21 protein-coding genes and 1 pseudogene are annotated in these 26,803 nt (G+C 67.9%); 7 read left to right on the top strand and 15 right to left on the bottom strand.

What is annotated here, in order from left to right; translation table 11 throughout:
• Positions 1-96 precede the first annotated feature (96 nt).
• From JW364_RS03535 to JW364_RS03520, 4 genes are all read left to right on the top strand, one after another.
• Complete coding sequence (locus tag JW364_RS03535) at positions 97-690, top strand: CHAP domain-containing protein (protein WP_240198609.1); 594 nt, start codon at positions 97-99, stop codon at positions 688-690.
• Between the two features lie 2 nt (positions 691-692).
• Positions 693-1,328 (top strand): DUF2461 domain-containing protein, encoded by a 636-nt coding sequence (locus JW364_RS03530; protein WP_159371002.1) that lies wholly within the window; start codon positions 693-695, stop codon positions 1,326-1,328.
• A gap of 193 nt (positions 1,329-1,521) precedes the next feature.
• Complete coding sequence (locus JW364_RS03525) at positions 1,522-2,919, top strand: amidohydrolase family protein (protein ID WP_205332991.1); 1,398 nt, start codon at positions 1,522-1,524, stop codon at positions 2,917-2,919.
• 79 nt (positions 2,920-2,998) lie between these two features.
• Positions 2,999-3,931 carry an antibiotic biosynthesis monooxygenase gene (locus tag JW364_RS03520; RefSeq protein ID WP_205333019.1) on the top strand — a complete coding sequence of 311 codons (933 nt, stop codon included), beginning with the start codon at positions 2,999-3,001 and terminating at the stop codon, positions 3,929-3,931.
• A 7-nt stretch (positions 3,932-3,938) separates the two neighbouring features.
• Here the strand turns inward: JW364_RS03520 and JW364_RS03515 are convergent, their stop codons facing one another.
• The gene (locus JW364_RS03515) at positions 3,939-4,328 is read right to left on the bottom strand and encodes a YchJ family protein (protein WP_159371935.1); all 390 of its coding nucleotides are present in this window, start codon (positions 4,326-4,328) and stop codon (positions 3,939-3,941) included.
• A 113-nt stretch (positions 4,329-4,441) separates the two neighbouring features.
• On the opposite strand from JW364_RS03515, the gene JW364_RS03510 reads away from it, so the two are divergent.
• The 3 genes from JW364_RS03510 (at position 4,442) to eutC (ending at position 7,042) form a co-directional block, all read left to right on the top strand.
• Positions 4,442-4,669 (top strand): dodecin, encoded by a 228-nt coding sequence (locus JW364_RS03510; RefSeq protein ID WP_065632361.1) that lies wholly within the window; start codon positions 4,442-4,444, stop codon positions 4,667-4,669.
• 163 nt (positions 4,670-4,832) lie between these two features.
• The gene (locus JW364_RS03505; RefSeq protein ID WP_205332992.1) at positions 4,833-6,242 is read left to right on the top strand and encodes an ethanolamine ammonia-lyase subunit EutB; all 1,410 of its coding nucleotides are present in this window, start codon (positions 4,833-4,835) and stop codon (positions 6,240-6,242) included.
• Positions 6,239-7,042 (top strand): ethanolamine ammonia-lyase subunit EutC, encoded by an 804-nt coding sequence (gene eutC, locus JW364_RS03500; protein ID WP_065632359.1) that lies wholly within the window; start codon positions 6,239-6,241, stop codon positions 7,040-7,042. The genes JW364_RS03505 and eutC overlap by 4 nt, the downstream gene beginning before the upstream one ends.
• A 386-nt stretch (positions 7,043-7,428) precedes the next feature.
• On the opposite strand, the gene JW364_RS03495 is transcribed toward eutC, so the two are convergent.
• The 14 genes and pseudogenes from JW364_RS03495 to trpC all read right to left on the bottom strand — a co-directional run bounded on the left by JW364_RS03495 (position 7,429) and on the right by trpC (position 26,720).
• Positions 7,429-7,734, bottom strand: coding sequence for an SHOCT domain-containing protein (locus JW364_RS03495; protein WP_065632358.1), 306 nt, complete (start codon positions 7,732-7,734; stop codon positions 7,429-7,431).
• 41 nt (positions 7,735-7,775) lie between these two features.
• Complete coding sequence (locus JW364_RS03490; protein ID WP_065632357.1) at positions 7,776-8,246, bottom strand: DUF6325 family protein; 471 nt, start codon at positions 8,244-8,246, stop codon at positions 7,776-7,778.
• Between the two features lie 53 nt (positions 8,247-8,299).
• Complete coding sequence (locus JW364_RS03485) at positions 8,300-10,129, bottom strand: long-chain fatty acid--CoA ligase (protein ID WP_205332993.1); 1,830 nt, start codon at positions 10,127-10,129, stop codon at positions 8,300-8,302.
• 108 nt (positions 10,130-10,237) lie between these two features.
• The gene (locus JW364_RS24105) at positions 10,238-10,735 is read right to left on the bottom strand and encodes an ATP-binding cassette domain-containing protein (protein WP_307814709.1); all 498 of its coding nucleotides are present in this window, start codon (positions 10,733-10,735) and stop codon (positions 10,238-10,240) included.
• A 290-nt stretch (positions 10,736-11,025) separates the two neighbouring features.
• A pseudogene (locus tag JW364_RS24100) lies at positions 11,026-12,078 on the bottom strand (SbmA/BacA-like family transporter); the annotation flags it as partial.
• A gap of 365 nt (positions 12,079-12,443) precedes the next feature.
• Entirely contained in the window at positions 12,444-12,953 is a 510-nt protein-coding gene (locus tag JW364_RS03475; protein ID WP_240198557.1) for a hypothetical protein, read from the bottom strand.
• A 25-nt stretch (positions 12,954-12,978) separates the two neighbouring features.
• The gene (locus JW364_RS03470; protein WP_205332994.1) at positions 12,979-13,857 is read right to left on the bottom strand and encodes an acyl-CoA thioesterase II; all 879 of its coding nucleotides are present in this window, start codon (positions 13,855-13,857) and stop codon (positions 12,979-12,981) included.
• A 64-nt stretch (positions 13,858-13,921) separates the two neighbouring features.
• Entirely contained in the window at positions 13,922-15,346 is a 1,425-nt protein-coding gene (pyk, locus tag JW364_RS03465) for a pyruvate kinase (protein ID WP_137808511.1), read from the bottom strand.
• Positions 15,347-15,520: 174 nt separating this feature from the next.
• Positions 15,521-17,026 carry a glutamate synthase subunit beta gene (locus JW364_RS03460; RefSeq protein ID WP_205332995.1) on the bottom strand — a complete coding sequence of 502 codons (1,506 nt, stop codon included), beginning with the start codon at positions 17,024-17,026 and terminating at the stop codon, positions 15,521-15,523.
• The gene (gene gltB, locus JW364_RS03455) at positions 17,019-21,590 is read right to left on the bottom strand and encodes a glutamate synthase large subunit (RefSeq protein WP_137808509.1); all 4,572 of its coding nucleotides are present in this window, start codon (positions 21,588-21,590) and stop codon (positions 17,019-17,021) included. The genes JW364_RS03460 and gltB overlap by 8 nt, the downstream gene beginning before the upstream one ends.
• Before the next feature lie 272 nt (positions 21,591-21,862).
• A complete protein-coding gene (lgt, locus tag JW364_RS03450; protein WP_068970348.1) occupies positions 21,863-23,608 on the bottom strand; it encodes a prolipoprotein diacylglyceryl transferase in 1,746 nt (581 codons plus the stop codon).
• A gap of 78 nt (positions 23,609-23,686) precedes the next feature.
• Positions 23,687-24,496, bottom strand: a complete 810-nt coding sequence (gene trpA / locus JW364_RS03445; protein ID WP_068970347.1) for a tryptophan synthase subunit alpha — start codon at positions 24,494-24,496, stop codon at positions 23,687-23,689.
• Positions 24,493-25,839 carry a tryptophan synthase subunit beta gene (gene trpB / locus JW364_RS03440; protein WP_205332996.1) on the bottom strand — a complete coding sequence of 449 codons (1,347 nt, stop codon included), beginning with the start codon at positions 25,837-25,839 and terminating at the stop codon, positions 24,493-24,495. Before trpB ends, trpA begins: the two co-directional genes overlap by 4 nt.
• Positions 25,840-25,901: 62 nt before the next feature.
• Complete coding sequence (trpC, locus tag JW364_RS03435) at positions 25,902-26,720, bottom strand: indole-3-glycerol phosphate synthase TrpC (protein ID WP_065632347.1); 819 nt, start codon at positions 26,718-26,720, stop codon at positions 25,902-25,904.
• Positions 26,721-26,803 lie beyond the last annotated feature (83 nt).

Raw genomic sequence — 26,803 nt, 5'->3', positions numbered from 1 at the left:
GCGGGGACGAGGAACGAGGCGCGGCCACGGACGATGCCTACACTCGTCGAGGTGAGCGCCGACACGACTGCCGACCGACCCGCAGACGGTGCGGGCATGCGCCCGGTGCGTCGACGCGGTCGGCGGACGGTGATCGCCGCGGCGCTGGTCGTGATCGTCGTCGCGGGCGTCGGTCTCGTCGCATGGCGGGCCGTACCCGAACGGTGGTTGCCCTGGGACACCGCCGAGTTCCCGCAGATCGACGCCGCGGAACTCACGCCGGCCCAGCGACGCGTCGTCGAGGCGGTGCGCCACGAACACACCGCTCAGCGTCCCGGGACGTTCTACTCCGAGGGCGTCGACGAACCGTGGTGCGCGAACTTCGTGAGCTGGATCATGCGGACGGCCGGCAATCCGCTGGTCAACCCCCACTCCGGTCACTGGCGCATCCCCGGGGTGTACACGCTGCAGGAATACTACGAGGCCGCCGGTCGGTTCGACGCGGTCGGCGCGCAACCGCCCCGAGTGGGCGACGTCGTGCTCTACGACCGGTCGTCGGGATTCGGACAGCACACCAACATCGTCGTCGCAGTCGATGGTGAGTCCGCCGTCACCGTGGGGGGCAACGAGATGGGCCGCATCCGGGTGCATTCGCTGGACTGGCGCTCCGACGGCGGTGTCGTCGGATTCGGCCGCGGATTGCCGGGGTGACGATGACAGACTTCACCGGGTTCCCGGAGGCCGCCCTCGACTTCTACGACGATCTGGAGATCGACAACTCCAAGGTGTTCTGGGAGGCCCACAAGGCCACCTACCGTGCCGCGGTTGCCGAACCCATCCGCGCCCTGACCGACGCGCTGGCCGACGAGTTCGGCCCGGCCAAGATCTTCCGACCGCACCGCGATGTCCGGTTCTCGAAGGACAAAGCGCCGTACAAGACCCATCAGGGCGCGTTCGTCGCCGTGGCCCCGGCCACCGGGTACTACGTGCAGATCGGCGCACCGGGTGTTCGCGTCGGCGCGGGCTTCTACGAGGCCACCCCGGCCCGGCTCGCCGAGATTCGGAAGTCCATCGACCACGACCGCAGCGGACCCAAGCTCGAGAGCCTGCTCCGGCGGCTCACGGGGGACGGCTGGGAGATCGCCGGGGACCGGCTGAAGACCGCACCTCGCGGGTACGACGTCGCCCACCCGCGAATCGAACTGCTCCGCCACCGATCGCTGTCGGTGGGTCGGGACTACGGATTCGACGAGATCATCCATTCCGCGGAACTCGTCGATCGGGTGCGGCGGGACTGGCGGGCGACGGTCCCGTTCGTCGAGTGGATCGCGGCCCGCACCGGTAGCTGAGAGCCCGCACCGACCGGTTCGCGCGCCACATGGAAACGATCAGACGGCGACTTCGACGGTTGGCGCGCGCGTGCAACGGGAGGCGGGTGATACTGGTCGCCGACCGCGTCCGAGATCCGAGGACGATCACAGGCACCCGGGTGGACCTCCGATGACGATCCGAGTTTGTGACCCCGATGCCCGAGGAGCACCGATGACCGACACCGTCCACTACGGGCACATCTTCCATCTCGCCGGCAGTCCCGCGATCACCGAGGCGGTGGACGCGCTGGTATCGATACCCGACGGAGCTCTGGTGGTCGGCGACGACGGCACGATCAAGTTCGCCGGCGAGAGATCCGAGCTCCCTTCCGAATTCGCGAGCGCGGAGGCGCACGAGCACCCGAGCGGGTATCTCATCCCGGGCTTCGTCGACACCCACATCCACTTCCCGCAGACCTACGCCGGCGACTCCTACGGCGGCGGGCAACTGCTCGAATGGCTCAATCTGTGCATCTTCCCGTCCGAATCCAAGTTCGCCGACCACGAATTCGCCCAGGCCGCCGCGGTCGAGTTCACCAGGCGACGGGTCGCCGCGGGTACGACGGCGATGATGGTGTTCGGTTCCGCCTTCCCCCACGCCCAGGATTCCCTGTTCACCGAGACCCAGAAGGCCGGGCTGCGTACCGTGGCCGGCCGCGGCATCCAGACCGTCGGCGGTGACACCGCCAAGCCGCTGCTGACCTCGGAGGAGGAGGCGATCCGCCTCACCCGGGCCGAGATCGACAAGTGGCATGCCGCCGACACCGGCGACTACCGGACCGCGTTGCTGCACGTCGCGATCGTGCCGCGGTTCTCGCTGTCGGTGACCACCGAGACGCTGAAGAACCTCGGCGACCTGTACGACGAATACCGCGAGCAGGGCGTCTACGTCCACAGCCACCTCAACGAGAACAACCGTCCCGGCACCGGAGAGGTGGACACCACCAAGGAGGTCTACCAGGTCGACTCCTACCTCGACACCTATGACGGGAAGTTCCTGCCCGGATCGCAGGTCGGCGGCAAGAGCCTGCTCGGTCCGCGGACAATCCTCGCGCACTGCGTGCACTGCCAGGACGCCGAACTCGCGCGCATGGCCGAAACCGGTACCTCGATCTCGCATTGTCCGGTGTCTCAGTTGTTCCTCGGATCCGGCACGATGCCGTGGAAGCGCACCGTGGCGGCGGGTGTGAACATCTCCGCCGGAACCGATTTCGGCGGCGGCGACGAATGGCTCGTCCCGCGCGTACTCGGAGATGCCTTCAAACAGCACATCACCGAGCCCGGAGACGCCGGGGTGTCGATGCACCCTGCCGAGATGCTGTTCATCGGGACCGTCGGCGGGGCCCGGGCACTCGACATGGAGAACCGTTTCGGCAACTTCGATGAGGGCAAGGAAGCCGACTTCCTGGTCATCGAACCCGTGGACGCCCTGAAGTCCACGCTGGAGAACGCCGTCCGGTCCGACGATGCCGATCTCGCCCGCGACCAGACCCTGTTCGGCCTGCTGATGGGCCTGCGCGAGTCGTCCATCGCCGAGGTCTACGTCCAGGGGCGTCGGGTCACCGTCTGACCGGCAGCCCATGAATCGGCGACCCGAGGACACGACGATCGTCACCACCCACGACGCCACAGGCACCGCGATCATCGCGGTGTCGGTCTTCCACGCCGGCGACACCGGCGATTTCGCGGAGTGGGCCGCGACACTCGCCGCGTCGGCCACCGACTCCGACGGCTGTCTGGGTGTCGCGATCTCGGCGGTGACCGACGGACATTTCGACCCGGCGGTCGCCACCACCTTCGTCGACGAGGACGCCCTGGACCGTTGGCTCGACAGCTCGGGTCACCGCGCGGCGCTCGATGCCGGACGAGCGCACGGTTGGCTACCGGCGACGCCCGTGCTCGAACTCGTCGACGGGCGGTCGCCGCCGCCCGGTGTCGGCGCGTTCCGGCACGACATCGTCGCCGGAGCGGTACCCGAATTCATTGCGGCACAACACGTGCTGACCGACGCAGCAAGCGAGTTCGGCGGTTACGAGGGCACCGCGCTGTTCGTCGATGCGCAACAGGAGACATCGCTGTCGGTGTTGCGGTTCCGCACGGACCGCCAGCTGGCGGCCTGGGTCTCGTCGAGCCGACGCAGCGAAGCGCTCGCCGGGCTGCGTTCGAGCCTGACCCATGATTTCGAGACGATGGCCAGCACGACGGCCTTCGGCACCACGGTGCGCACCGATCGCGGCCGGATTCTGCAGACACCGAATTGGAAGTCGGCGATGATGGTGCTGCTGGTCCTGTACCCGACCGTGATGACCCTCTCCAGGTTCCTCGGCCCGACACTCGATCGTCTCGGTGCGGAGCCGTGGCTGGCATTGTGGCTGAGCCAGGTGGTCAGCGTCTCGCTCATGCAGTGGTGGCTGATGCCATGGGCCTCGCGCCCGTTCCGGCGGTGGCTCGATCCGGTAGACGGAAGCAACTGGCGCAGCAACGTCGCGGGGGCGGGTACGGTCCTGCTCCTCTACCTCCTGTGTCTGACGGTGTTCGCCAACGTGACGTGGCTCCAGTTCTGGGACTACGCCGACGCCTGATCTCGGCTCACCCCACGATCCCGTCGACGTACAGCCAGCGGCCGTTCGCTCGGAGGAAGCGACTGCGCTCGTGCAGCGATCCACGCTCCGCACCTCGCCGATAGTGGGCCGTGAACGTGACCTCTCCCTCGACCTCGAACAGTGAACCCCCACTACTCGACTCGATGTCGAGGCGGTACCAACGCATCGACTCGTCCAGATCGAGTGCGGCGGGGCGGGTGTCGGGATGCCAGCTCGCGAGCAGATGATTCCGATCGCCGAGCGCGAAAGCGGTGAAACGCGAACGCATCAACGTCTCTGCGGTCGGCGCGGCCCGCTCACCGGCGAGAACGGGACCGCAGCAGTCGCCGAGCGACAAGCCGGACGTGCACGGGCATCTCTCGGGGACGTCCCGCATTTCCGAACCGCGTTTCACCCCTCGATCGTAGGGTAGACAGGAGTGGCGGCCCGCCCGGGCGGCGGACCCACCGCGGACTATGCCCAGATGTTCTCACGATTGGAGCGATTACCTTGTCGGACAATGTGTATCGAGTCATCGAAGTGGTCGGATCGTCATCGACCGGCACCGACGACGCCATTCGTAACGCGATCGCTCGTGCCTCGCAGACCGTCAAGCATCTCGATTGGTTCGAGGTCACCGAGACCCGCGGCCACATCGAGGAAGGTCAGATCGCGCACTTCCAGGTCACGCTGAAGATCGGTTTCACGCTCGAGTCCTCTGCCGACGCGGCCCAGTGACCCGCGACCTCACCGCCGTGAGTTCGCGGCGGTGAGGAACGCACCGATCTCGGCCCCGACGGTGCGAGGAGACGCCCGCGTTCGGCATGCGCCCGGTCGGGTCCGAACCTAGACTTCGGGGGATCATGACGCGCACTCAGCTCCTCCCCGGCCGGTCGATCCGATGAAGTACACACAGACGATCGCCGGCACCACCTATGAGTTCGACGGCCTCGTCGAACTCATGGCGAAGGCCACCCCACGCCGATCCGGCGATGAACTGGCCGGTTGCGCCGCCGACTCCGACGCCGAACGTGCCGCGGCCGCATGGCAACTCGCCGACGTGCCACTAAGCCGATTTCTCGACGAGCCACTGGTGCCGTACGAGTCCGACGAGGTGACCCGACTGATCATCGACACCCATGACCGGACCGCGTTCGCCGAGATCGCCGACCTGACCGTCGGCGGGTTCCGGGACTGGCTGCTGGAGATCGCCACCCGATCCGATGCCGGTGAACGGCTCGCCCGCGTCGGCCCCGGACTGACCCCCGAGATGGTGGCCGCCGCGTCGAAGATCATGAGGAACCAGGACCTGATCCTGGTGGCGGCGGCGACCAGGGTGACGTCCGCCTTTCGCTCGACCATCGGACTGCCCGGCCGGATCGCGACGCGCCTACAGCCCAACCACCCCACCGACGACCCACGCGGCATCGCCGCGGCGACCCTCGACGGCCTGCTCATGGGCTGCGGCGACGCGGTCATCGGGATCAACCCGGCGTCGGACTCGCCGCGGGCGACCGCCGACCTGCTCCACATGCTCGATGACATCCGGCAGCGTTTCGAGATCCCGATGCAGTCGTGCGTGCTGTCGCACGTGACGACCACGGTTGACCTCATCGAGCAGGGGGTGCCGGTCGATCTCGTGTTCCAGTCCATCGCGGGCACCGAGGGCGCCAACAAGGGGTTCGGCGTCACCTTGGACATCTTGCGCGAGGCCGACGAGGCGGGCCGGTCGCTGCGCCGCGGAACCGTCGGCGACAACGTGATGTACCTGGAGACAGGTCAGGGGTCGGCGCTCTCGGCCGGTGCGCATCTCGGCACCGGCGGCAAGCCGGTCGACCAGCAGACCCTGGAGACGCGGGCCTACGCGGTGGCGCGGATGCTGAAACCGTTGTTGATCAACACCGTCGTCGGCTTCATAGGACCCGAGTATCTCTACGACGGCAAACAGATCATCCGCGCGGGACTCGAAGATCACTTCTGCGGCAAACTGCTCGGGCTCCCGATGGGAGTCGACGTCTGCTACACCAATCACGCCGAGGCCGACCAGGACGACATGGACACGCTGCTCACCCTGCTCGGCGTCGCCGGTGCCGCGTTCGTCATCGCCGTGCCCGGGGCGGACGACGTGATGCTCGGTTATCAGAGCCTGTCGTTCCACGACGCCCTCTATGTCCGTGAGGCACTCGGACTGCGGCCGGCGCCGGAGTTCGAATCCTGGCTGGCGCGACTCGGCATGACCGACGGCGCCGGCCGCATCCTGCCGGTCGATCCGGGCGAATCCCCACTCCTGCCACTGGCGTCCGGGCGATGACGCCGACCCAGCCCGCACCCGCGGACGATCAGCCGACCCCGGACCCCTGGACCGAGCTGCGCCGGAGCACACAGGCCCGGATCGGACTCGGACGCGCGGGCAATTCACTTCCGTCGCAACGAGTTCTCGAGTTCCAGTCCGCTCACGCAGTCGCCCGCGACGCCGTCCACGAGCCGCTCGACGTCGAGGATCTCACGCGCGCGATCGGCGAACTCGACCTCGATCCCCCGATCGTGGTCCGGAGTCGCGCGGCAACGCGCAGCGAGTACCTGCGCCGACCCGACCTCGGCCGGCTACCCGAAGATCTCTCGCAGCTCCCGCACGCCGACGCCGAGATCGGGATCGTGCTGGCCGACGGACTGTCACCTCGCGCCCTCACCGATCACGGCGGCGGCTTGGTCGCGGCACTGCTACGTCAATTCGACGGCCGGTACTCGATCGCGCCGCCGGTCATCGCGACCGAGGCCCGCGTCGCACTCGGTGATCACATCGGCGAGGCGCTCGGCGTCAGCACGCTCATCGTGATCATCGGCGAGCGTCCCGGCCTCTCGGTCGCCGACAGCCTGGGCGTCTATCTCACCCACCTCCCCCGGCCGGGACGCGCCGACTCCGACCGGAACTGCATCTCGAACATCCACCCGCCCGACGGTCTGCACTACGACGTCGCCGCACGGACGACTGCCGCGCTCATCGACGGCGCCCGGAAACTCGGACGATCCGGTGTCGCACTGAAGGACATGTCGCGCACGGACGCCCTCGCGCAGATCGACGACGCGGAGGCACTCCCGCACGAGTCGTGAGTGCGTTTCACTCCCTGAGGTGCGAGCGAAGCGAGCCTCCTTCTGCTCGCTGATCCGAAAGGACGACACAACCATTGCTCCCTGAGGTGCGAGGAGCGCAAGCGACGAGCCACGAAGGGTTTGACGACGCATCTCACCAAGACCCTTCGTGACGGCCTCCGCAAGCTCCGGCCTCCTCAGGGAGCAGTAATTGGGCCCGCTCCGAGCACAACGAGTTCGTTCCAGTCCACGACGGCCGCCAGGTGCAGCTACTGAGGTGCGAGCGAAGCGAGCCTCGAAGGACTCCATACGTGTCTCACCCGGCCCTTCGTGGCTCGTCGCTAACGCTCCTCGCACCTCAGGGACCAGTTGGGTCTGTGCTTCTTTCGGATCAGGGAGCGGAGGGGTCAGGTCCCGAGGATCTTCGCCTTCTGTGCGGCGAACTCGGCCTCGGTGAGGATGCCCTGCTGGTACAGGGCTCCGAGCTCCTTCAGCGCCGAGATGGTGTCCGTCGGGGTCGATGCGGGCGCCTGCTGCTGAGGCGGCGGGGCGTACTGGGGTTGTGCGTACTGTTGTTGTGCCCGTGGGTCCTGGGCAGCGGCACCCTGCTGAGCCCATCGGCTCGCCTGGCGTCGGGACACCCGGTTGCTCACCGCCGTCGCGGTGCCGGAGATGACGGCGGTGCGGGCGACGCCGCGGAGAAGTCCTGGCATGGTCTGTCCTTTCGAGGTTTCAGGTCGGTGGTCGCAGTGCGCTACGCGGTCGGAGCGGCCGGCGCCGCCTCGTCGGCCGCATCGAGTTGGGCGAGCAGTGCGTTCACCGGTATCCGGCCCGAAGCGACGAGCTGTCCGCCGCCCTTTCGGACGGCCGTGGCGAACGGAGCAGCCCATGCGTTCTCCCAGACGAGGACGGCCGCGCTCGACCCCGGATCGATCACCGTGGCCGCCTCCGCGAGGTCGGAGTCGTCGAGCAGGGAGGTCGCCGCGCCGTCGAAGATCGCGAAATCAGCGCCGAGCGAGTTGATCTCGAGCCGGGCGACCGTACCGTCGGCGTCCTTGGTGATGAAGACGATGTCGATCAGTCGCACGATCCCGCGGTCGATCAGATCGATGAGATGTGGAAGTGCCTCACCGGTCGGCTGCTTGCCCGTCCACTCGACCACGATGTAGTCGATGGGTCCGAGTTCGCGGTCAGCCGTCTGGTCGACACCTGCTTGGTCGTCCAATTCCTTCTCCCTGTCTCGTGCCGTCGATGTGACCGTCTGGCAGCGGGCCCCGGTCACGACCTCAGATCCACCACCGAACGTCCCGGTTGCGCCTCGTACAGTTCGCCGATCTCCCTGGCGTACTTGGTCGCAATCGGCTTGCGGCGCAACTTCATCGTGGGGGTGAGCTCGTCGCCGCCGGGATCCCAGGCGGTCGGCACGATGGTAAATCGTTTGACCTGCTCCACGCGGGACAGTGACCGATTTCCGGCACGGATTGCCACCGCCACCTCGTCCACCACGTCGGGGTGCGAGGACAACTCGGTCAGGTCGGCACCGGACAGGTCGAGTCGCTTGGCCCGCGCGGCCGCCGCATCCGGGTCGAGAACCACGAGCGCGGACACATAGGGCCGGCCGTCGCCGATCGCCGCGACCTGACCGATCAGCGACGACGCCGCCTTCATCGCGTTCTCGATGTTGGTGGGCGACATGTTCTTCCCGGACTCGTTGATCATCAGTTCCTTCTTGCGGTCGACGATGGTCACGTTGCCGTCACCGTCGATCGTCGCGATATCACCGGTCGACAGCCAGCCGTCGGCATCGATCGTCTCGGCCGTCTTGTCGGGCTGTTTGCGGTAGCCGCGCATCACGACCGGTCCGCGGACGAGGAGCTCTCCGTCGTCGGCCAGTCTCACCTCCATGCCGCGGACCGGTTTGCCGACGGTTCCGATCCGGAGGTTGTCGCTGGTCGTCATCGTCGAGACGCCGGTGGTCTCCGACATCCCCCAGACCTCGAGAACCGGGATACCGAGTCCCAGGAAGAATTTCAGCACCTCCGGTGGGATCGCGGCCGCACCCGATCCGGCGAAGGAGACCTGGTCGAGGCCCAGCGCGGTACGGACCTTGTGCAGCACCAGGCGGTCGGCGAGACCGTGTGTGAGACCACCGGAGCCCTTGCCGTCGATCTGGGCCTGCGCCGCCGAGGCCCCGGCGCGGAACGCCCAGTCGGCGAGCGCCTTCTTGACCGGGCTGGACTCCTCGGCCAACTTCGCCTCGATCCCCGCTCGGATCTTCTGCCACACCCGCGGCACCCCGAAGAAGAACGTCGGGTGCACGTCGGGAAGGGCCGCGGCGATCTCCCGGGGATCGGGCACCGTGGTGATCTGGATGCCGCGCATCATGTTCGCGGCGTGGGAGGAGACCCGGTCGGCGATGTGCGCTGCGGGCAGATACGAGATGGCCCGGTCGTCGAAGCCCGCCTGAACGATCTCGGCGAGCGCCGTCATCTCGGCGACGATGTTGCGATGGGTGATCTCGACGCCCTTCGGCGGACCGGTGGTGCCCGAGGTGTAGATCAGGGTCGCGAGGTCCTCGGGTTCCACCGCCTGCCACGTCGCGGTGAAGTCGAATCCGGCCGGCGGCGGAGACTGTTCGAGATCGGCCAGCGACAACGCGCCCGTCGCGACGCCGTCGACGACGATCGTGGTGGACACCCCGGTCGCCGCGGCGGTGATCGCGGGCAGGAACACCTGCTCGGTGACGACGACGGAGTTCTCCGCGTTGCCGAAGAGGTACTCGATCTGTTGGGGCGAACTCGTGTTGTAGATCGAGAACGGAACCGCGCCGAGGTGCAGCGCCGCGGCGTCGACGAGGTGGAACTCGGGGCGGTTCGTCAGCATGATCCCGACGGTGTCGCCGCGCTTGACCCCCAGGGCCGCGAGCCCGCCGGCGATGGCTTCGACGCGCGCGGCGTACTCCGTCCACGTGATCTCCTGCAGCCCACCGACCGTACGGATGGCGACGGCGTCGGGCCGTACGGTGACCGTCTGCTGGAACGCGGCGGGCAGCGTCGCCACCGCGACACCGGTCTGATGGGGGAAGGTGATGGTCTCTGCAGCGGTCATGACAGTCCTCGACTGGCCGAAGTGATGTGTTGCACGTCACATTAGCCAGTTCGGACGCGCGTCACGGCCGGTTCCGGTGAATGGTGAACTGTTGACAAAAACCCCAGATCAGGACCGTTTGTCGAGCGAAGGACGCTCGGTCAGCGACTCGAGATTCCAGGCGCCGCCACCGGTCAGTTCAAGCAGGTCGGTGTGATGCTGGTCGGTGGTGCTGCGGTGACTCACCGACACCAGGATCGTCTCCGGCAGCTCCGTGCGGACGAGCGAGTACAGCGAGTACTCCAGCCCCTCGTCCACAGCCGAGGTCGCCTCGTCCATGAACACGGCCTGCGGCCGGGTCAACAGGATGCGCGCGAAGGCGATGCGCTGCTGCTCGCCCGGGGAGAGCACCTTGACCCAGTCCTCCTCGTCGTGGAGCCGGTCTGCCAGATGCGGGAGGAAGACCTTCTCGAGCGCCGCCTTGATGGCCTCGTCACCGACGTCGTCGGGCAGTGCCGGGTAGGCGACCGCCGTGCGCAGATCCCCAGCGGGATGTAGGGCATCTGCGACAGGAACAGCGTGTGCTCCCCCGGCGGCCGGGTGAACTCGCCGTCGATGAAGGGCCACAGTCCGGCGAGGCCGCGGAGCAGTGTCGTCTTGCCCGAGCCCGACCGCCCTTTGACGACGAGAGCGGCCCCGGGTGCCAGGGACAGGTTGAGCGCGCTGATGAGTTCGTCGCCGCTCGGGGTCTTCACGTCGACGTCCGACAGAGCGACTGCGCGTTCGCGATCCACGGTCGTGACCTGGGCCATGGTGCGCGACCGTGCATCGGCGTCGGCGAGACCGTCGAGACGGATGATCGACGCGCGCAGAGCGGTGAAATCGTCGTAGGCGTTCCGGAAGAACGAGAGTGCGTCGTGCATCTCGCCGAAGGCGCTGGCGGTCTGCGTCATGTCACCGAGCTTGATCTGACCGTCGAAGAACCGCGGTGCCTGCACGAGAAGTGGGAACACCACCGCGAGCTGCGACGCGCTGAAGTTCCAGCCGACGAACGCCAGCTGCACATGGATGATCTGCCAGAAGTTCTTGACGACCGCACGGAATCTGGTCATGAGGTTGTTGTGTTCGACGCGCTCGCCGCTGTAGAAGGCGACGTTCTCCGCGCTGTCACGGACGCGGACGAGTGCGTAGCGGAAGTTCGCGGTGAGGCGTTCGCGCCAGAAGTTCAGTCGAATCAGCGGGCGTCCGATGGCGAACGCGACCACGCTGGCGACGAGAACGTAGACCAGGACCAGCCACATCATCATGCGCGGGATCTCGACGCCGAACAGCGTGACCGGCCCGGACAGGTCCCAGAGCACGACCGAGAACGACACGATCGACGCACACGCCGGGAGCACACCGTTCGTCGAGACCCCACCGCCGCCCCAGAACAACGACGAGCCGACGGTGGCGATGTTGGTGATGTCGGCCTCGATACGCTGGTCCGGGTTGTCGACGCCGGGGTGGATGTCGACGGCCCGTCGCTGCGGATCCGACTTACCGCGCCCGAATCGTCTGCGCCGCAACAGTCCAGCGCTGAGGTCGACGAATCGGTTGCGGTAGAAGGCACGGCCGGACATCCAGTCGGCCGTCGCCCCTTCGGTCAGCCAGTAGCGGAGCCGGATCTCGAAAGCCGCACCGACATAGATCTCCACCATGGTGCGGACGACGTGAGTGGCGGCGAGGATGCCGAAGATCGTGATCGAATGCCAGAACGCGTCTTTGCCGATCTGGAGCATCTCCGCTCCCTGGGGCCCGCCCGTCGCGATGCCCTCGGCCGCGGTTTGCAGGGACGTGTACAGGTCGTTGCTCCAGTAGCTGAACAGGACGCTCAGCCGCACACCGAGCAACGACAGCAGGGTGAGGACGACGACCAGCGCCCACGCCCAGACCCGGGTTCTCGGGTCGGTGAAGAACCCGCCGATCACCCGCCACAGCGGGCCGCCCCACCGGCTGAACCGCGACAGCAGATATCCGATCACCAGGATGGCCACGGCCGAGATCGCAAACGCGATCGCCAACCACTTCAGACTGGCCCACACCTCGTTGCCCCAGTCGATGCTGTACTCCACGCACACTCCTCGCGTCGGATGGCCCGGCGGCGGGCATCACGGTCGACAAACCCCGGTCGATCGCAGCGAGGACCCCGTCGCCACAACGGGTCCGGGCCTCAACGATGATCCGGCGCAGTTTAACCCGGCGTTCACCCGGTGTCCGGGCAACCGCGTCGACGGAGCGCCGACCGGCCGCCGGGAGCGCGGAATGTCGGTTTTGCCGAGCGGTTCTGGTGACGTCAGCCCAGCGGGCGCAGCACCGCGCCCTGCTGGAGCGCCGCGGTCGAGACCGACTCCGAGAAGCGACGGTCGGCATCGCCGACGCTGACGAGATAGCCCGCGTCGGTGTAGTCCACGCCGTTCACCTCGAAGGTGAGTTGGCACCCGTCGTCGCCGCGGAGGAACACCGACAGCGTGGTGCGGGCGACCTCCCCGCCGGCCGCGTCGAAGAGGACGACCGGTGCGCCGCGGGCCAACGTGCCGCCGTCTGGGAGCGCGGCGTTCTCGGTCAGACAATCCGCAACGACCCCGCCCTTGGCGGTGAACGTGGGCGTGGTCAGCAGGCCGGCGACGACCGCGACACCCACGACGACCGCGAAGACGATCAACGCGACCGCGGTCGCGACGATGACCGGGACACGCGTACGCCGCTGCCATGTCCGGCGCGGCAGCGGTGGGCCGGGGTCCAACCACATCTCGGGTGCGGGGCCGTACCCCGGGGTCATCGACCCGCCCGTGCCGCGATCCATCAGCTCCCCCTGCAGACCCGTGCGGTCACTTCTTGGGCGGGAAGTACTTGATGAGCGCTTCTTGCACGACCGACGTCGCGAGAGTGCCGTCGCGCATCCAGAACCGGCCCGACCCCATCCCGCGTGACCCCGTCGCGACCGGGGACCGCGTGGCGTACAGCAGCCAGTCGTCGAACCGGAACTCGCGGTGGAACCACATCGAGTGATTGACGGTCGCGGCGAACAACCGGTCCATGCCCCAGGAGAGGCCGTGGGTGGTGATGATCGAGTCCAGCACCGTGGTGTCGGAGGCGTAACACATTGCGGCGACGTGCATCACGGGGTCGTCGGGCATCGTGCCGTCGGCCTTCATCCACACCCGGTTGTCGGTCAGCTTCGCCCCCGCCTCCTTCGCCTTCCAGCTCGGATCGTTCGCGAAACGGATGTCGATGGGGTGCAACGCATTCACGAAGGCCGCGATACGGTCCTCGTAGCCCTTGAAATGCTCACCGAGAGTGGGCAATTCCTCCGGATAGGGCACCTGGGGGATCTCCACCGCGTGCTCGAGCCCAGAAGTGTTGTCCTGGAACGCGACCAGCATCGTGAAGATCTCTTCGCCGTCCTGCTTGGCCGTCACCTGACGATTGGCGAACGACCTGCCGTCGCGGAACCGGTCGACGTGGTACTCCAACGGTTTGGTGACATCACCACCACGGATGAAGTGCGCGTGCAGGGCGTGGATGGGCGGATTTCCCCGACTCAGACTCCGGGCCGCCGCGACGACCCCCTGGCCGAGCAGCTGACCGCCGAACGTCCGGGCGGTGACCTGCTCGGGATGGTGCCCGATGAACAGGTCATCGCCCTGACGTTCGACGTCGAGCAATGCGAGCAGCTTGCCGAGATCCCCGGCCTGGTCCACGGTCATGCCTCACACCCTAGAACTCGGACGCGGCCGCGTGGTGCACCGGTCCGAGCAGGAGCGGACGCGGTCAGTGGTCCTGCTCGCCGATCCGGTGCACGTGGATCAGGTTGGTCGAACCCACCGTCCCGGGCGGGGCCCCGGCCACGATCACCACGACGTCACCCTCGCTGAGTCGGCCGATACGCAGCAGCTGATGGTCGACCTGGTCGATCATGTGGTCGGTCGTGTCGACGTGGTCGACGATGAACGTCTCGGTTCCCCAGCTCAGCGCGAGCTGGCTGCGGACAGCCTGGGTCGGCGTGAACGCCAGCAACGGGAGGCGCGAGTGCAGACGGGCCAGTCGACGCACGGTGTCCCCGGACTGGGTGAACGCGACCAGCGCCTTCACCTCGAGGCGCTCGCCGATGTCGCGCGCCGCGTAGGAGATGACACCGCGCTTGGTACGCGGCACGTGGGACAGCGGCGGCACGTCACGGGGGCCGGTCTCGACCGCCCGACAGATCCGGTCCATGGTCCGCACCGTCTCGAGCGGGTACTTGCCCACCGACGTCTCGCCGGACAGCATGACCGCGTCGGCACCGTCGAGGACCGCGTTGGCCACGTCGGAGGCCTCGGCCCGGGTCGGGCGCGAGTTCTCGATCATCGAGTCGAGCATCTGCGTCGCCACGATCACCGGCTTCGCGTTCTCACGGGCCATCTGGATGGCCCGCTTCTGCACCAGCGGCACTTCCTCGAGCGGCAGTTCGACGCCCAGGTCGCCACGGGCGACCATGATCGCGTCGAAGGCCAGCACGATGGCCTCGAGGTTCTCGATCGCCTCGGGCTTCTCGAGCTTCGCGATGACCGGCACCCGGCGGCCGACGCGGTCCATCACCTCGTGGACCAGTTCGATGTCGGAGGGGCTGCGCACGAAGGAGAGCGCCACCATGTCCACGCCCAGTTCGAGGGCGAATTCCAGGTCGGCGATGTCTTTCTCCGACATCGCCGGCACCGAGACACTCATCCCGGGCAGCGACAGCCCTTTGTTGTTGCTGACCGGGCCGCCCTCGGTCACGGTGCAGAGGACGTCGTTGCCCTCGACCGCGGACACGGCGAGGCCGACCTTGCCGTCGTCGACGAGCAGGCGGTCGCCGGGGCTGGCGTCCTCGGCGAGCTGCTTGTAGGTGGTCGAGACGCGGTCGTGGTCGCCCACGACGTCGTCGACGGTGATGCGCACCTGCTCGCCGGTCGCCCAGACGGTCGAGCCGTCACAACCGTCGAAACGGCCGAGCCGGATCTTGGGGCCCTGTAGGTCGGCGAGGACGCCGACGGCTTTCTCCGTGGTGTCCGAGGCCTTGCGGACGCGCGCATAGACGGCCGCATGGTCCTCATGCGTGCCGTGGCTGAAGTTCATCCGGGCCACGTCCATGCCGCTTTCGACGAGCTCTTTCAGTCGCTCGTCGCTCGCGGTGGCGGGGCCCAGGGTGCAGACGATTTTGGTTCGGCGTGTCACAAGAACACCTTAGTCCCGTCCATGGTCCATCTCCATGTCGCCGACGACATGTCACCGGCCCGCCACCGGCTGTTACCGCTGGTGGCGAGCCGCTACCGCCGAGTATGAAATTTACTTAACTTGTTGCGGCCGCGTGTGTTCGACCGAGCCCGTTGGGTGGCGGCGAGGGCCTGCTCAGCGCACCGACAGGGGCAGGGACGCCGGACGGACCGGAGACGGGAGGTCGGACTCGCCGACCAGGAACTCGTCGACCGCACGCGCGGTCGAGCGACCTTCCGCGATCGCCGACACCACGAGCGACGCGCCGCGGTGGGCGTCACCGCAGACGAACACGCCCGGGGCGTCGGTCTGCCAGTCGCTCCCGCAGGAGATGACGCCGCGCCGGTTCGGCTCGATCTCGAGATCGGCGAGCAGCGCCCCACCCCGTACCCCGGCGAACCCGATCGCGAACAGGGCCAGCTCGCAGGGGATCTCGAATTCCTCACTCACCGGCGTGATCTCGCGGCGCCCGTCGGCATCGCGCGTCACCTCCACCTCGGCGAGCACCATCGTCGTGACGTTGCCGTCCTCGTCACCCTCGAATCGCTGAACCGCAACCTGGTGCAGCCGTTCGCCGCCCTCGTCGTGTGCGCTCGAGGTCCGCATGATCAACGGCCATGTCGGCCACGGCGACCGTTCGTCGTCGCGCTGCCCGGGCAGTTCCGGGTTGTAGTCGAGTTGCACGACCGAGGCCGCGCCCTGACGGTGCGCCGTACCCAGGCAGTCGGCTCCCGTGTCACCACCGCCGATGATCACGACGTGCTTGCCCGCGGCGGTGATGGGTGACGGCCCGTCGCCCTCGCACTCCTTGTTGGCGGGCACGAGATGCTCCATGGCGAGGTGGATGCCGTTCAGCTCCCGCCCCGGCACCGGGTTGTCGCGTGCCTCCATCGCACCGATGGCCAGGACCACCGCGTCGTGGTTCGCGCGTAGATCAGCCACGGACAGGTCGGCCCCCACGTCGCAGTTGGTGACGAAGGTCGTTCCCTCCGCCCGCATCTGCGCGATACGTCGGTCGATGTCGGACTTCTGCAGCTTGTACTCCGGGATGCCGTAGCGGAGCAAACCGCCGAGACGGTCGTCGCGCTCGTAGACGGTGACGTCGTGACCAGCCCGGGTGAGCTGTTGTGCCGCAGCCAGTCCCGCGGGTCCGGAGCCGACGACCCCGACCGACTTGCCGGTCGTGGACTCGGGCGGCTCGGGCCCGATGATGCCTTCGGCCCACGACTCGTAGGCGATGGTCTTCTCGATGCGCTTGATCGTCACGCTGCCGCCGGTCGCCGGTTCGGAGATCGACAGCACGCAGGCGGACTCGCACGGCGCCGGGCACACCATCCCGGTGAACTCCGGGAAGTTGTTGGTCGCGTGCAGCCTGCTGCTCGCGGCATCCCACCGGCCGCGCCGGACGAGGTCGTTCCACTCCGGGATGAGATTGCCCAGTGGGCAACCCGCGGTTCCGGAGTGACAGAACGGGATACCGCAGTCCATACACCGGCGGGCCTGTCCGCTGACCTCGTCGAGGACCTTGATCGGATTGTCGGCGTGTTCGTAGACGTCGTCCCAGTCCTGGACGCGTTCGGCGACCGGACGGTACTTCGCCTCTTTCTTCGGGACCTCCAGGAACCCGCGCGGGTCAGCCACGTGCCGCCTCCATGATCGCTGAATCGACGTCGCGCCCTTCGGCTTCGGCCATCCGGGCCGCGTCGAGGACACGCTTGTAATCGGTGGGCATCACCTTGGTGAACGCCAGGCAGCGTCGAGGCCAGTCGGCCAGTATCGATGCGCCGATCGCGGAACCGGTCAGTTCCGTGTGCGTGGCGATGGTGTGCTTGAGCCAGGCGAGGTCTTCCGGGTCGGGACGCAGGAGTTCGACCATGGCCATGTTGACCTTCGCGGGATCGAGGTCGTGGACGAACGCGATACCACCCGACATGCCGGCCGCGAGATTGCGTCCCGTTGGTCCGAGGACGACCACCCGGCCACCGGTCATGTACTCGCAGGCGTGGTCGCCCACTCCTTCGACGACCGCCGTCGCACCCGAGTTGCGTACCGAGAAGCGTTCGCCCACTCGGCCTCTGAGGTACACCTCGCCGGAGGTCGCCCCGTAGAGGATCGTGTTGCCGGCGATCACCTGGTCCTCGGCGACGAACAGCGAGTCGGGATTCGGCGTGACGACGATCTTGCCGCCGCACAATCCCTTTCCGACGTAGTCGTTGGTGTCACCGGTCAACCGGATCGTCACTCCCGGCGGCAGGAAGGCCCCGAGCGATTGCCCGGCCGAGCCCTCGAGCCTGACCGTGATCGTGTCGTCGGCGAGGCCGTCGGCCCCGTACCGCCGGGTCACCTCCGAGCCGAGCAGGGTGCCGACCGTCCGGTTCACGTTGCGCACCGGCAACTCCAGGGTCACCGGGTGTGCGTCCTCGAGTGCACCCTCGGCGAGCTGGATCAGCGTCTGGTCCAGCGCGCGCTCGAGGCCGTGTTCCTGGCCCCGCACCCGACGACTCGGTCCCTTGTCCTCGACCTTGCGGAAGATCGGGCTGAGGTCGAGCCCCTTGGACTTCCAGTGCGCGACCGCCGCGTCGGTGTGCAGACGCTGCGACTGCCCGATGGCGTCGTCGAGCGTGCGATAACCCAACTGCGCCAGATACTTCCGGACGTCCTCGGCGATGAAGCGGAAGAAGTTGACCAGGTGGTCGACCTGACCGGTGAAGCGGGACCGCAACAGCGGATTCTGGGTGGCGACGCCGACCGGGCACGTGTCGAGGTGACAAACGCGCATCATGATGCACCCGGCGACGATCAGCGGCGCGGTGGAGAACCCGTATTCCTCGGCGCCGAGCAAGGCCGCGGTGATGACATCGCGCCCGGTGCGCAGCGCCCCGTCGCACTGCACCGTGATGCGGTCGCGCAGGCCGTTCAACATCAGCGTCTGCTGGGCGTCGGCGAGGCCGATCTCCCACGGCGTGCCGGCGTGTTTGAGCGAGGTCAGCGGCGACGCGCCGGTGCCGCCGTCGTGCCCGGAGATGAGGACGACGTCGGCGTGCGCCTTCGACACCCCGGTCGCGACCGTCCCCACGCCGACCGCACTGACCAGCTTCACATGGATGCGTGCCTGCGAATTCGCGTTCTTCAGGTCGTGGATCAACTGGGCGAGATCCTCGATCGAGTAGATGTCGTGGTGCGGCGGCGGCGAGATCAGCGCGACACCCGGCGTCGAATGCCGGGTCTTCGCGATCCACGGATACACCTTGTAGGCCGGGAGCTGGCCGCCCTCACCGGGTTTGGCACCCTGCGCCATCTTGATCTGGATGTCGGTGGCGTTGATGAGGTAGTCGCTGGTCACGCCGAACCGGCCCGACGCGACCTGCTTGACCGCGCTGCGGCGTTCCGGATCGTAGAGACGCTCGACGTCCTCGCCGCCCTCCCCCGAGTTCGACCGGCCGCCGATCCGGTTCATGGCCATCGCGATGGTCTCGTGGGCCTCCGCGGAGATCGATCCGTAACTCATCGCGCCGGTGTTGAAGCGCTTCATGATGTCCTCGACCGGCTCCACCTCGTCGAGCGGGATCGGTTCGCGCGCATCGAGATCGAAGTCGAACAGTCCGCGCAGGGTGCCACCCTCACGCGAGAGCCGGTCGACCTCGTCGGAGTACTTCTGGAAGATCTCGGCCCGGCCGGTCTTGGTGGCGTGCTGCAGCAGGAAGATGGTCTCGGGCGAGAACAGGTGCAATTCGCCCTCGCGGCGGTACTGGTACTCGCCGCCGACCTCGAGTCGACGGTAGACCTGTTCGGTGGGGTTCTCCGGGAAGGCCCGGTGGTGGCGGATGCGCACCTCCTCGGCCAGTTCGTCGAGTCCGACGCCCTCGATCCGCGACACCGTCCGGGTGAAGTACTCGCGCACCACCTCCGACGACAATCCCACGGCCTCGAAAGCCTGTGCGGCGGTGTAGGAGCTGATGGTCGAGATACCCATCTTGCTCATCACCTTCAGCACACCCTTGCCCAGCGCCTCCAGATAGTTGCCGATCGCCTTGGCCCGGGTCACCCCGGTCAGCTCACCCTCGGCGATCAGATCCTCGATGGTCTCGAGCGCCAGGTAGGGATTGACCGCGGCCGCGCCGAATCCGATCAGGGTCGCGATGTGGTGGACCTCGCGGGCATCGCCGGACTCCACGACGAGGGCGACCCGCGTCCGCTCCTTGGTGCGGACCAGGTGGTGGTGCACCGCCGAGGTGGCCAGCAGCGACGGGATGGGCGCGTGCTCGGCGTCGGTGAGCCGGTCGGAGATCACCAGCGTCGTGTGCCCCTCGGCGATCGCCTGACTGGCCCGCAGCCGGAGGTCCTCGAGCGCCGCGGCGAGACCCGCACCGCCCTCGGACACCTCGTAGAGCGCCCGCAGCACCTTCGCCGACAGACCAGGATTGTCACCGTCGTCGTTGATGTGGACGAGCTTGGCCAGCTCGGCATTGTCCAGCACCGGCCAGTGCACCATGATCTGGCGGCACGACGCCGCGGTCGGCCGCAGCAGGTTCTGCTCCGGACCCATCACGCGACTCATCGACGTGACGATCTCCTCGCGGATCGCATCCAGCGGCGGATTCGTGACCTGGGCGAACAGCTCGACGAAGTAGTCGTAGAGCAGCCGCGAACGCTGCGACAGCACGGCGACCGGGGTGTCGGTGCCCATCGATCCGAGGGGTTCGTAGCCCGACGCCGCCATCGGGGTCAGGAGTACGCGCAGATCCTCCTCGGTGTAACCGAAGGAGATCTGCCGGCGGACGACGGTGTCGTGGTTGGGCTGGAAGACCGGCCGGTCCGGGAGCGTGGCGATGTCGAGCAACCCGGCGTGGAGCCACTCGTCGTACGCCTCGGCGTTCATGAGCTCGCCCTTGAGTTCCTCGTCCGGGATGATCCGGCCCTGCTCGGTGTCGACGAGGAACATGCGGCCGGGTTCGAGCCGGCCCTTGCTGATCACGTCGTCGACCGGGACGTCGAGCACACCGGACTCGGAGGCGAGGATGACCCGGCCGTCGCGGGTCTGCCACCACCGGCCCGGGCGCAGTCCGTTGCGGTCGAGGACCGCGCCGACGACCGTGCCGTCGGTGAACGTGACGCACGCGGGACCGTCCCAGGCCTCCATGAGCGAGGAGTTGAACTGCAGGAACGCCCGACGACGGGGATCCATGTCGGGCACGTTCTCCCACGCCTCGGGCACCATCATCATCACCGCGTGGTGGACGTCCCGACCGCCGAGGTGCAGGAGTTCGAGGACCTCGTCGAGCGACGCCGAGTCGGAGGCCTCGGGCGTGCAGATCGGGAATGCGCGCTTGAGATCGCCGGGGATGAGGTCGGTCTCGAGGAGCGCCTCGCGGGCACGCATCCGGTTCCGGTTGCCGCGCACGGTGTTGATCTCGCCGTTGTGCGCCACGAACCGGAAGGGGTGCGCGAGCGGCCACGACGGGAAGGTGTTGGTGGAGAACCGGGAGTGGACGATGGCGATCGCGCTGAGGCAGCGGTCATCTCGCAGATCCTCGTAGTACAGCGGGAGCTGCATCGTGGTGAGCATGCCCTTGTAGACCATCGTTCGACTCGACAGCGATGGGAAGTACAGCCCGGTGCCGGCTTCGTCGATCTCCGGTGTCACCCGTTCGGCCTGCTTGCGGAACGGGTAGATGAAGCGGTCGAGCGCGAGCCCGGCGATGCGGTCGGCGCCGGGCGCCGGGTCGACGGTGACGAACAGCTGCATCATGTACGGCATGCATGCGACGGCCGTCCCGCCGACGTCGGCGTGTTCGTGGTCGACGGGGAGGTCCCGCCAGCCGAGCACGGTGATGCCCTCGTCGGCGGCGAGGGCCTCGACCCGCTCGATCGCCGCGCGGCGCAGGTCGGGGTCCATGGGCAGGAAGCACGTTCCCGCGGCGTAGCTGTTCGACCCGTCCGCGGCGGGCTCGGGTAGGTCGAAGTCGACGGTGTCGCGCAGCAACTCGTCGGGGAGTTGGATCAGGATTCCCGCGCCGTCACCGCTGTTGGTCTCCGCCCCGGCCGCACCTCGATGTTCGAGGTTCTCCAGCGCCAGCAACCCGTCGGCGACGATCGAATGCGAACGGCGACCGTGGATGTCGGTGACCATGGCCACACCACACGAATCGACCTCGGCCTCCGGGTCGTACAGACCCTGCTTGGCCGGCAGCGCAGAAAACAGCATCACTACCTCCACTCGAACCGAGAACCGGCTCGCTGCTGAGTGTCCAATGGGACAGCACTGGCCCGTGGAGCATTGCGCGGCGTACGAATGACCGTGCCGAGATCGGTACCGGGTTGAGTCAGAACCGTTGAGCGCTTGCGTGCTCTGGAACGGTCGGTACCGGGCGGAGGATCGCGCACCGTGAGATCCGATCCTATCCGAACACCCGGGGAGGCGTCGTCACCCGCGACCTGTGACCCTGCCGACGGATCAGCTCGTGGCAGGACCGAACGTCAGGACTTGTCTCCGTCGGAGGAACCGGCACCGGCACCCGGTGTGGTGTCGGTGGGGGTGTCCGTCGGGATGTCGGTATCCGACTCCTCGGCGGGATCGGCGGTGTCGGTGACCGCGTCGGCGTCGATGTCCGGATCGGCGTCGGCGACCGGATCGGCGTCGGCAACCGGATCGGCGTCGGCAACCGGGGCTGCGTCGGGGACCGAGCCGGTGGTCGAGTCGTCCTTGTCGGCCGCGTCCATGTCGTCGTCGGCCTCGGAGTCTGCGGAGTCCACGGTCTCGTCGGCAGCCGGTTCGTCCCCCGGCGACGTCGCCGTCTCCGGCTGAGCGGGCGTTCCGGCCTCGGTACCGGCCTCGGTCGCTGAGGTCGTCTCCTCGTCGGCCCCGAGGTCGACCGCTTCGTCTGTCGGAGTTTCGGGGTGCGAGGTGGTGTCCGACTCGGCCCCGTCGAGCGCTTCCTCGTCGAGCGCTTCGTCGACCGGCTCCTCGCCACCGGCCTCGACGGTGTCCTCGCCCGGCTCGACCGGACCGTCGGCAACCGGCTCCGGTTCGGCGCCCGGCTCCGCTTCGGTCGTCGAGTCCGTGTCCGGTTCGACGCCCGGCTCCGCATCGCTGCCCGCGGCCACGGGGTGTGCGGCCGCAACCGGGTCATCCGTGCCGGCGGTGTCGTCGGTGGACGGCTCCCCCACCGCGCCCGCCTTCCGACCCTGGTCGTCGGAATCGAACAGGGATGATCCCGCCGCACCCGTCGCCACCCCGGCGGCGGCCGCCGGACTCGGCTCCGGTTCGATGTCCTCGTCGTACCAGTCGTCGACGTACCCGGCGACACCCTGCTCCGCGAGCTCCGCGGCACGGTCGTCGTGATACATCTCCAGTCCCTGTTCGCGTCCCTTGGGCGCGACCACGAAATAGACGACGGCGGCGAGGAACACCAGCGCCGCGGTGAAGAGGTTCGGTCGGATGCCCGCGATGTCGTTGGCGACGGCCGCGCGGTCGTCGCGCAGCAATTCGATGAAGAACCGGCCCAGGCAGTAGCCCGCGACGTAGAGCGCGAACAACCGGCCGTGCCCGATGCGGAAGAACCGGTCGACGACCACCAGGAGCACGACGATGAGCACGTTCCACAGCAGCTCGTAGAGGAAGGTCGGATGGACCACCGCGACCACGACGCCGTTGGACACGCCGTCGATCAGTCCGGGGTCGGAGTACCCGGCGGCGTTCTCGCGTTCGTAGATCTCCAGGCCCCACGGGAGTGTGGTCTCGCGTCCGTAGAGCTCCTGGTTGAAGTAGTTGCCGAGGCGACCGATCGCCTGTGCCAACAGGATCGGCGGCGCGATGGCGTCGCCGAAGGCGGGCAGGCGGATGCCGCGCCGACGAGCGCCGATCCACGCGCCCACCGCACCGAGCGCGACCGCGCCCCAGATACCGAGTCCGCCGTCCCAGATCTTCAGTGCGTCGATCGGTTCCTTCAGCGCATCGGCACCGAAGTACGTCTTCCAATCGGTGATGAGATGGTAGAGCCGGCCACCGATGAGGCCGAACGGGACCGCCCAGATCGCGACGTCGAGAACTTCGCCGTCCTGGCCGCCGCGGGCCATCCATCGGCGGTTGCCCCACCAGACGGCGACGATGATGCCGACGATGATGCACAACGCATACGCGCGTAGCGGGAAGGGTCCGATCTCCCACACGCCCTGAGGCGGACTCGGGAGGTAGGCGAGCATCGTCGAGGTCGGCGCGATCACGCTGTCACCCTAGCCGACCGGATGGGACGTTCGACCTGTCGACCGGGACCCGCCGCGTCGATCACGAGAGCGTCCGGTTCAGACAGACGCCCGACGCGAGCGGACCCCTTCGGCCAGTTCGGAGACGAGCGAGGCCAACCGGTCCTGGCCCGCGTTCGCCGCGGTCACCAGCGCCGAACCCACGATGACTCCATCTGCGTACGAGGCGATCTGGGCCGCCTGCTCGCGGTTGCGAACGCCGAGACCGACGCCGATCGGGATGTCGGAGTACTCGCGAACCCGCGCGCACAGCTCAGGAGCCATGTCCGACACGGCATCTCGCGCACCGGTGACACCCATCGTGGAGGCCGCGTAGACGAAACCCCGGGACGCATCGACAGTGAGGGCGATCCGCTCGGTCGTCGATGACGGAGCGACGAGGTAGATGCGGTCGAGCCCGTGCCGGTCGGCCGCCTCGTGCCACTCCGCACCCTCTTCGGGGATCAGGTTCGGGGTGATGAGTCCGGCACCGCCGGCCGCCGAAAGATCACGCGCGAAATTCTCGACGCCGTACTTGAGGACCGGGTTCCAGTAGCTCATGACCACCGCGTTGCCGCCGGCGGAGGTGATGGCCTCGACGGCGGTGAACACGTCACGGACACGCACACCGTTGGTCAGTGCCTGGTCGGCGGCGTCCTGGATGGTCGGGCCGTCCATCACCGGGTCGGAGTAGGGCACGCCGACCTCGATGATGTCGCAACCGGCGTCGACCATCGTCCGGAACGAGGTCAGCGACTCGTCGACGGTCGGGAAACCGACCGGGAGGTAACCGATCAGCGCACTGCGACCCTCGTCCCGGCAGCGGGCGAACACGGGGCCGAGCTTCGACGGGATCGACTGTGTGCTCATGCCTGCTCTCCGGGCTTCTGGACGTCCGACGATTCCGACAGGGTGGCCTCGTCCTGGGACGGCGGGGCGTCGAACAGCCCGAACCAGCGTGCGGCGGTGTCCACGTCCTTGTCGCCGCGACCGGAGAGACTGACGACGATGATCGAACCCTCCCCCAGTTCCTGCCCGAGTTTCAGGGCGCCGGCGACCGCATGGGCCGACTCGACGGCGGGGATGATGCCCTCGCGGCGACTGAGCAGCGCGAGTGCATCCATGGCTTCGGTGTCGGTGATCGGCCGGTACTCAGCTCGGCCGGTGTCCTTGAGATAGGCGTGCTCGGGTCCGACCCCCGGATAATCCAGGCCCGCCGAGATCGAATGGGATTCGATGGTCTGACCGTCGTCGTCCTGCAGGAGATAGGAGTACGCGCCCTGGAATGCTCCGGGTGTCCCACCGGTGAAAGTCGCTGCGTGGCGGCCGGTCTCGACGCCGTCGCCGGCGGCCTCGAAGCCGACGAGCCGGACGCCCTCGTCGTCGATGAACGGGTGGAAGATGCCGATCGCGTTGGAACCACCGCCGACGCAGGCGGTCACCGCGTCGGGCAGGCGTCCGGCCTTCTCCAGGATCTGCACGCGCGCCTCGAGCCCGACGATGCGCTGCAGATCGCGGACCATGACCGGGAACGGGTGCGGCCCGGCAGCCGTGCCGAAGCAGTAATAGGTGTTGTGCGCGTTGGTGACCCAGTCGCGCATGGCCTCGTTGATCGCGTCCTTCAGTGTCGCCGAACCGTTGTCGACCGCGATCACCTCCGCACCGAGGAGTCGCATGCGGGCGACGTTGAGCGCCTGGCGATCCGTGTCGACCCGGCCCATGTAGATCACGCACTCGAGACCGAGGAGCGCGCACGCGGTCGCGGTGGCGACCCCGTGCTGTCCGGCGCCGGTCTCGGCGATGACGCGGTGCTTGCCCATCCGCTGGGCCAGGAGCGCCTGTCCGAGAACGTTGTTGATCTTGTGCGAGCCCGTGTGGTTGAGGTCCTCGCGCTTGAGGAAGATCCGCGCCCCGCCGGCGTGCTCGGACAGGCGCTTCGCCTCGTACAGCGGAGACGGGCGGCCGGCGTAGTCGCGCTGCAGGCGGTCCAGTTCGGCGAGGAAATCGTCGTCGGCGCGGACCTTCTGGAAGGTCGTGGTCACCTCGTCGATGACGGCCATCAGGGCCTCGGGTACATGGCGCCCGCCGTAGACACCGAAGTGGCCGTGCTCGTCGGGTTCGATCGAGGTACGAGTGGTGAGCCCGACGCTCGCGGTGGGCAGCGGAGTCGCCTCGGCGGCGTCGGTGCGGACGGAATCAGGATGAGCGGTCACTTCAACTCACAGACGATCGGGCCGACAGGCTCACACGGACCGATGCCGGCCCGGACACTTTGTCAGCGAACAGGTTTCGGGCACGACGGGTGTGTGCCCGCGGTGACGAGCTCACGGACCGCGGCACGCGGGTCGCCACTGGTGACGAGACCTTCGCCGACGAGTACCGCATCGGCGCCGGCACCGGCGTAGGCCAGCAGATCGGCGGTGCCGCGCACACCCGACTCGGCGATCCGGATGGTCTCCGTGGGCAGACCGGGTGCGATGCGCGAGAAGGTGTCCCGCTCGACCTGCAGGGTCTTGAGGTTGCGTGCGTTCACGCCGACGACCGAGGCGCCGGCTTCGAGGGCGCGGCTGGCCTCCTCCTCGGTGTGTACCTCGACGAGCGCGGTCATGCCCAGGCTCTCGGTGCGGTCGAGAAGTGAGGCGAGCACGTTCTGCTCGAGGGCGGCGACGATCAACAGGATGACGTCGGCGCCATGGGCGCGGGCCTCATGGATCTGGTACGTGCCGACGATGAAGTCCTTGCGCAGCACCGGGATGTCGACCGCGGCGCGGACGGCGTCGAGGTCGGCGAGCGAGCCGCGGAACCGGCGTTCCTCGGTGAGCACGCTGATGATGCGCGCGCCGCCGTCTTCGTACGCGCGGGCGAGTTCGGCGGGGTCCCCGATGCTGGCGAGTTCGCCTTTCGACGGACTGGCGCGCTTCACCTCGGCGATGACACCGATTCCGGGCTGACGCAGGGCGGCCAGCGCATCCTTGGGGGCGGGAGCCTTGGCGGAGGCCGCTTTGACCGAGGCGAAGTCGACGACGGCCTCACGTGCCGCGACGTCGGCTTTCACTCCCTCGATGATCGATTCGAGAACGTTGGGCACGCTCACAGCGACTTGCTCCCTTCTCCCTCGACGTGTGTTCTCAGGGTAGACGGGCCGTTCGGGCCGGTTGCGTCCGGGTTGGCCGATCA

Origin of the sequence: Gordonia sp. BP-119, from assembly GCF_016924115.1 — a bacterium.
GTDB lineage: Bacteria > Actinomycetota > Actinomycetes > Mycobacteriales > Mycobacteriaceae > Gordonia > Gordonia hongkongensis.
Note: the sequence above shows the minus strand (reverse complement) of the source record. Positions and strands in the feature narration are given on the sequence as shown.

Excerpts from the sequence above, each read along its gene's own strand:
- JW364_RS03535 (WP_240198609.1), top strand. The coding sequence starts at position 97 with ATGCGCCCGGTGCGTCGACGCGGTCGGCGGACGGTGATCGCCGCGGCG.
- JW364_RS03530 (WP_159371002.1), top strand. The coding sequence starts at position 693 with ATGACAGACTTCACCGGGTTCCCGGAGGCCGCCCTCGACTTCTACGAC.
- JW364_RS03525 (WP_205332991.1), top strand. The coding sequence starts at position 1,522 with ATGACCGACACCGTCCACTACGGGCACATCTTCCATCTCGCCGGCAGT.
- JW364_RS03515 (WP_159371935.1), bottom strand. The coding sequence starts at position 4,328 with ATGCGGGACGTCCCCGAGAGATGCCCGTGCACGTCCGGCTTGTCGCTC.
- JW364_RS03505 (WP_205332992.1), top strand. The coding sequence starts at position 4,833 with ATGAAGTACACACAGACGATCGCCGGCACCACCTATGAGTTCGACGGC.
- eutC (WP_065632359.1), top strand. The coding sequence starts at position 6,239 with ATGACGCCGACCCAGCCCGCACCCGCGGACGATCAGCCGACCCCGGAC.
- JW364_RS03495 (WP_065632358.1), bottom strand. The coding sequence starts at position 7,734 with ATGCCAGGACTTCTCCGCGGCGTCGCCCGCACCGCCGTCATCTCCGGC.
- JW364_RS03485 (WP_205332993.1), bottom strand. The coding sequence starts at position 10,129 with ATGACCGCTGCAGAGACCATCACCTTCCCCCATCAGACCGGTGTCGCG.
- JW364_RS03475 (WP_240198557.1), bottom strand. The coding sequence starts at position 12,953 with ATGGATCGCGGCACGGGCGGGTCGATGACCCCGGGGTACGGCCCCGCA.
- JW364_RS03470 (WP_205332994.1), bottom strand. The coding sequence starts at position 13,857 with ATGACCGTGGACCAGGCCGGGGATCTCGGCAAGCTGCTCGCATTGCTC.
- gltB (WP_137808509.1), bottom strand. The coding sequence starts at position 21,590 with ATGCTGTTTTCTGCGCTGCCGGCCAAGCAGGGTCTGTACGACCCGGAG.
- trpA (WP_068970347.1), bottom strand. The coding sequence starts at position 24,496 with ATGAGCACACAGTCGATCCCGTCGAAGCTCGGCCCCGTGTTCGCCCGC.